This is a genomic window from Thermostichus sp. MS-CIW-23 (assembly GCF_054059455.1).
Map to the genome: position 1 here is coordinate 122,038 of NZ_JBSSCC010000005.1, position 6,098 is coordinate 128,135.

Below are 6,098 nucleotides of genomic sequence, written 5' to 3' on the forward strand. Positions count from 1 at the left end.
TGGCAAATGTCCGTAACCATTGTAATGGCTTCCGTTCGGTTGACGAGGGCGTTTTCAGGGTTTGTCCCCTGGATCCGTCAGATAGACCTGAGAAAGGCGAGCAATTGAGCAAAATCAAGCCCGCTCCACTGAACAGGGATCCCAAGGCCCAACAAGAACCCCCCGCCGGCAGTTGCCTAGCAGTCCTTTTTTCCCCTATGATGAGAAACGCTTGATCCTCGGTAGCTCAGCGGTAGAGCGGTCGGCTGTTAACCGATTGGTCGCAAGTTCGAATCTTGCCCGGGGAGTATGTCTGAGCCAATCAAGGAAGCCGGATCCGGAACCCTATCCTTCCAGGCGGCTCTGGGCCTGCTGAGGGAAAGGGGGAGAGAAAACCCAGTCTCCCATCTCGTCGAGGAAGATGCGACGCTAAGCCAGACGTGGAGAAAATAATGTGAAGCAATGTGAAGGCGGCTAAGGATTTCGTCCCGCCTGTTCCCGGCAAGTGTCAAGAGTCTCTGTCCTTTGGGGCAAGGAGTATGTCAGAATACCCTCTGGCTGTCTATTCCCAATCCGAGGGTGCTTGCTGTGATCGACCTGTCGCGGATCCCTGCCCAACCCAAGCCCGGCCTGCTCAACCTCTTGATTGAGATTCCCGGCGGCAGCAAAAACAAGTATGAGTTCGACAAAGACATGGGAGCGATGGCGCTGGATCGGGTGCTCTATTCCTCGGTGCAGTACCCTTACGACTACGGCTTTGTGCCCAATACGCTGGCCGGGGATGGGGATCCCTTGGATGGCTTGGTGATCATGGATCAGCCCACTTTCCCAGGGTGTGTGGTCACGGTGCGACCCTTGGGCATGTTGCAGATGATCGATGGCGGGGATCCCGATGAGAAGCTGCTGTGTGTGCCTGCCAAGGATCCCCGCTATGCTGCAGTGACCAAGCTGGAAGACATCGCCCAGCACCGCCTGGATGAGATTGCGGAGTTTTTCGCCACCTACAAGCGCTTGGAAAAGAAAGAAACCCAGATCTTGGGCTGGAAAGGTTTGGCCGAAACCGAGGCGGTCATTGCCAGCAGCATTGCGGCCTGCAAACAACCCCAATAGACATCTCTAAGGGATGCGAACAGAAAGAGCTTCCTGGCGATGTTGCAACAGTCGCTCTGGGGTGAGGGGCCCTTCGATGTGTTGCCAAGGCAAGGGATCCGCTGGATCCCAGTGGCTGTGCACGTAGTAGTCTAGGGGCGGCAGTTGCCCTTTAAGCTCTTTGAAAGCGCGCCGGTAGCTCCCCAAGGATTCCCCAAAGTCCTGCGCCAACTGCAAGACTTTTCCCACCCGCCGATCCCCTCGCGAGATGAGGGCTTGGATCACCGACCAGCTATAGCTTTCCGGGCGAAACTCCACCCCCAAGGGACGCAGGTGTTTCTGGAAAAACTGCAGTTTTTTCTCGGCTTGGGGATCCACCCCGTGCCACTGAAAAGGGGTGTGGGCTTTGGGCACAAAGGTGCTGCAACCCAGCGTTAGGCGCAGGCCGGGAGCCGCTTTTTTGAGCTCTTGGAAAAGGGCTACTGTGGCCTCCAGATCTGCCTGGGTTTCCGCCGGGATCCCTACCATGCCGTAGAACTTAATGCCCTTCAGACCTCCAGCCTGGGCGTGGGCTGCTGCTGCCAAGATTTCCGGGTTGCTTAACTTCTTGTTGATGATCTGGCGCAGTTGTTCTGAGCCACTTTCGATGGCCACCGTAATGGACTGGCTGCCCCGGCGGGAGAGTACCTGCGCCAGACGTGGGGTTACGGTAGCGGTGCGCACCGAGGCCAAACTGAGACGCACCTGCTCGAAGCGATCCTGGGCCAAGTGCTCCAGCAACTGCTCGAATTGCGGGTGTTGGGTTACAGAAGCCCCCAGCAACCCAATCCGCTGAGTGACCTGCAGCCCCCGCTCTACCGCCGGGATCAAATGCCCCTCCACATCCGCCACCCGGAAAGGCAGGGTGAGATAGCTGGCCAGGCAAAACCGACACATCTCCGGGCAGCTGCGCACCACCTCCACCATGTAGATGCTCTCCCAGGCCGCTTTGGGGGTGACTACTGTGGAAACCGAGAGGGTGTTGCCGCGGAAGGTGTGTTTGCGAATGGAGCTAGGGATCCCGGCCACTTTGGGGAGCACCTTCTCCACCGGGCCGTCGGGCTCCCGGTATTGGGGTTCATACAAGCCGGGCACATAGATCCCTGGCACCTGCGCTAGCGCCTGCAATTTCTCAGCCCGGGATCCCTGGCGCACCTGCCGATAGACCTCAATCATCTTCTCCAGAAGACCTTCCCCATCCCCCAACAAGATCAGGTCAAAGAACTCGGCAAAGGGCTCAGGGTTGGCCGTCAGTACCGGGCCGCCGCCAAAGACCAAGGGGTGGGCTTCTTCCCGCTCCTCAGATCTGGGAGGGATCCCGTGCCGTTCCAGCAGAGCCAGGATATGGACATAATCCAGCTCCCAGGATAGGGAAAAGCCGAACAGCTCCGGCTCCCGGGGCAGGGGCTCAGCCAAGTCTGTAAAGAGGCGGGAGACGGCCACATCCCGGCGGCTGGCCAGCAGACTCCAGATGACTTGATAGCCCAGGCTGGTGATCCCCACTGCGTAGGTGTTGGGAAAGGCATAGATCACCCGCACCGCGTCGGGGTCGGGCGTAGCCGGGGCGAAGAGCAACTGCTCCAGGGCAAACTCTGAACTAGCCAAGGGATCCCGCTGTGTTGGATTGAGGTTTGGGTTCTGGCTCGGAAGAGTTTTGATTTGCCTGCCGAACTTTTTTGGCTCCTGCATGCTAACAAAAGCTAGCATCTTTCACCAATGCAGATTGCCGGAACAGGGCAGTTCTGCCCAAGCAGGCAGGAAAACCCCACATGCGCCATTGCGGTCTCGGTGCAACCGCGATCCCCTGCAGCAAAACTCATTCCAAAGCCCAGACTTCCGGCAGAAGCCGCCCTCTACGAGCAAAGTGTACGGGCAAAGTGAGGGTAGAGCGTATATCATTACCCCTTCGGCTGGGCAATGTCGAACTCGGCGTCGTAGTCGAAGTCCTCCTCTTCGTCAGCCCAGTCTTCTTCCAGCCTATCGTCCCCCGCCAGCTCCTCTTCCTCCAGGCGGCGCTTTTCTTCGTATTCCTCATCCTCTAGGCCCAAAGCAGCCCGCTCTGCCCGCCGCTGGAAGCGCTCCAGTGCCGCTGGAGTGATGAAGGGATAGGGCAACCCTTGCGCTTGGGCCTCCTCCAGCGCTGCGCGGTAGCTCTCCACTTCCTTGATGTCGATTTTCCAACCGGTGAGGCGGGCTGCCAGGCGCACATTTTGCCCCTCTTTGCCAATGGCCAAACTGAGCTGGTCGCTGTTGACCAACACATGAGCTTGCTGGATTTCCGGATCCACTAGCCGCACCTCCACCACCTTGGCCGGGCTGAGGGCGTTGGCAATGTAGGTGGCAGGATCCGGCGACCAGCGGATGACATCGATTTTCTCGTTGCGCAGCTCCGCTACCACCGCCTGAATCCGGGATCCCCTCGCGCCAATACAGGCCCCCACTGGATCCACGTCCCGCTCCACCGTATCGACCGCAATCTTGGTACGTGGCCCCACATTTCGGGAAGGGGGGTTGGCCTCCCGCGCCACTGCCACAATCCGCACGATATCCTCTTCAATTTCTGGCACCTCGTTGGCAAACAGGTTCACCACCAAGCCAGCATCGGCCCGGGAAACCAAAAGCTGTGGCCCCCGCCGGGATCCCTCATAGACTTTCTTGAGATAGACCTTCATCACCGCGTTGGGAGTGTAGCGATCGCTGGCCAGCTGTTCCTTCTTGGGCAGTTCTGCTTCCACCTCAGGTTGTCCGAAACCGCTGGATACCGACATGATCACCGTCTGCCGCTCGGTGCGCAGCACCCGTGCCTGCAGTACGGTTTTTTCCAGATCGCGGAACTCTTCCTGAATCAGACGGCGCTGCTGATCCCGTAACTTTTGCGCCAGCACCTGCTTGGTTTGGATGGCCGCCATGCGGCCAAATTCCGCCTGTTGTGGGGTGACATCATCTGTGACTTCCCAGCCTACTTCGGCTTCTGGGTAATCCTGCTGCACATCGTACAGAGAGATCTCATGGTCGGGGTTTTGCACCTGCTCAACGATGGCTTTGGTGGCCAAAACGCGAAAGCCTCCTGCCTCCACATCCAACTCCACATCGAAATTGCGGAAGTGGTCTTCTGCAAAGACCACATCTCGCTGGATGGTTTTGCGGTAGCGTTCGTAGCCCTTGAGCAGCGCCTCTCGCAGAGCATCGGTGACCACATGGCGGGGCAAGTTGCGCTCCCGCGAGATCATCTCCACCATTTCCGCCAAACCCGGCAGAGGCACCATCGCCATAACCACTGTCCTCCTGCACAAACTTCGTGAAACTTGCTGTTGCCATTGCTCCACAGCGGGAACTGAACCCGCATCTCTGATGCGAAGGGAGGGCCGCACCACCTGCGGTCAAACGCTCTCTCTATCTCCGGTCTCCTAGTCGGTTTCCGATGAGAGGGCAACCCGCTGCACCGAAGCGCGGGGCAACTGGACTCGCCGCCCCTTGAGAGATAAGGCAACCCTCTCCTCATCCCGACCCAGCAGGTGTCCTGACCAGACGGCTTTGCCCTTGTAGGGTGGATCCAAGGTCACCTCCACCGCAAACCCTTTGAAAACCACAAAGTCGCGATCGCTGGTGAGAAGGTTGCTGATGCCAGGGCTGGACACCTCCAACACATACTGGCCGGGGATCAGATCCACCCGATCCAGCTCGACTTCTAAGGCTTGGCTCATGGCTTCGCAATCGGCATGGCTGGTTTCTCGGTCGGGATCCAGTGGGCGGATATCCACCCGCAGAACTGGCGGATGCTGGTTGGTGTGGAAAACCATCTGCACTAACTGGTATCCCAGTTGAGCGGCCAAGGGACGGGCCAAGCTCTCCAACTGTGGAATAAGAGGGTGAACCATAACCAACTTGTCACCAACCGGGTGCTGCAGCCAGATCCAAACCCCTTGGAGCCGGAGCTGGCAAAGGGGACAGTAAGCCCCCTCAAAAAGCAAAGAAGTGGGTACCACCCACTCCCCGTTGCTATCGCGGAGCTCCTTGAGGCTCGCCCAGAATCAGTACAGACTTCGAGCGCATCCCCCCTACCTCCTAATTTAAAAGATCTCCTCCGGTTTTGTCATGGGGATCCCCAAAAGGCAACATCTATAATGTGGACAACTGCGGATTTGCCCAGATATCCAGCCGCGTTTTGTGGGGTTTCCTATGACTGTTGCCTTTTCCTACCCGATCTTCGGCCCCAGCATTCAGTGCCCCCACTGTCGGCAAACGATTGCGGCCCTCACCCTGACCGATACCTACCTCTGCCCTCGCCACGGTGCGTTTGAGGCGGATGCTGAACAAGAGGAGCTGGTACACCTGCAATCCGGACGGCGCTGGCGCTTTTGGGAAGGTCGCTGGTTTCGTCAGCACACCCACGCCGATGGGATCCGTTTTGAGATTCATGAAGAATTGGATCGGCTGCGCATGCAAGGAATGCGAGCCACTCAGGTGATCGTGGCCGAGCGCTACCGCCAGCTGCTCACCCCTTATCTGGAGCAGGGGTCCCACCGTCGCCCCGGCCCACCTCGCCTCTATGGTTTGCCCGTCAGCTTCAGCTCCCAAATCCCAGAGGGTGTGGGTGGATCCCCTCAGCGCTGGCGGGTGATCAACTTTGAGCTGACCTACGAGATCGACCCGGCCATGCGGCAGCCGCAATCCCGTCTGCAACTGTGTGATTAGACTGTGTGATTAGAAAGGCGAACAGGTAGAGAGCTGTTGGAAAATTGGTGGCTGCTCAAGTCTTCTAGAACTGGAAGTTTCCTTCCGCGGCGGGAAGCGCTATGCCTTGATAGGTGTAGCCAATGAATCTCGGCTGGTCAGGCATATAAAACCGCTCCAGTTGCTCAAACCGAAACCCCGCTTCTCGGATCAACCGGGCCATACAGCCTTTTAATTTAAAATAGGGTACAGGTATTCAAGAGGAAGGAGAGAAAGGAATGCCGACTCATTCTTTGGATTTGCGGCAAAGAGTTGTA

The 6,098-nt window shown here is 58.0% G+C and carries 5 protein-coding genes and 1 tRNA gene; 3 read left to right on the plus strand and 3 right to left on the minus strand.

The features are described 5' to 3' along the window. Window positions 1–215: 215 nt before the first annotated feature. Together ACVW0B_RS03490 and ACVW0B_RS03495 are read left to right on the plus strand one after the other, a co-directional pair. A tRNA-Asn gene (locus ACVW0B_RS03490) sits at window positions 216–287 on the plus strand. A gap of 283 nt (window positions 288–570) precedes the next feature. Next, complete coding sequence (locus ACVW0B_RS03495) at window positions 571–1,089, plus strand: inorganic diphosphatase (RefSeq protein ID WP_414331173.1); 519 nt, start codon at window positions 571–573, stop codon at window positions 1,087–1,089. Between the two features lie 6 nt (window positions 1,090–1,095). On the opposite strand, the gene ACVW0B_RS03500 is transcribed toward ACVW0B_RS03495, so the two are convergent. The 3 genes from ACVW0B_RS03500 to rimP form a co-directional block, all read right to left on the minus strand. Continuing rightward, a complete protein-coding gene (locus tag ACVW0B_RS03500) occupies window positions 1,096–2,712 on the minus strand; it encodes a B12-binding domain-containing radical SAM protein (RefSeq protein WP_457490957.1) in 1,617 nt (538 codons plus the stop codon). A 293-nt stretch (window positions 2,713–3,005) separates the two neighbouring features. Continuing rightward, window positions 3,006–4,379 (minus strand): transcription termination factor NusA, encoded by a 1,374-nt coding sequence (gene nusA / locus ACVW0B_RS03505; RefSeq protein ID WP_011433821.1) that lies wholly within the window; start codon window positions 4,377–4,379, stop codon window positions 3,006–3,008. A gap of 135 nt (window positions 4,380–4,514) precedes the next feature. Beyond that, a complete protein-coding gene (gene rimP / locus ACVW0B_RS03510) occupies window positions 4,515–4,985 on the minus strand; it encodes a ribosome maturation factor RimP (RefSeq protein WP_011433822.1) in 471 nt (156 codons plus the stop codon). A gap of 301 nt (window positions 4,986–5,286) precedes the next feature. On the opposite strand from rimP, the gene ACVW0B_RS03515 reads away from it, so the two are divergent. Next, complete coding sequence (locus tag ACVW0B_RS03515) at window positions 5,287–5,802, plus strand: TIGR02652 family protein (RefSeq protein ID WP_414350548.1); 516 nt, start codon at window positions 5,287–5,289, stop codon at window positions 5,800–5,802. Window positions 5,803–6,098: the final 296 nt, after the last annotated feature.

Coding starts and splice junctions, on each gene's coding strand:
- nusA (WP_011433821.1), bottom strand. CDS start 4,379: ATGGCGATGGTGCCTCTGCCGGGTTTGGCGGAAATGGTGGAGATGATC.
- rimP (WP_011433822.1), bottom strand. CDS start 4,985: ATGGTTCACCCTCTTATTCCACAGTTGGAGAGCTTGGCCCGTCCCTTG.
- ACVW0B_RS03515 (WP_414350548.1), top strand. CDS start 5,287: ATGACTGTTGCCTTTTCCTACCCGATCTTCGGCCCCAGCATTCAGTGC.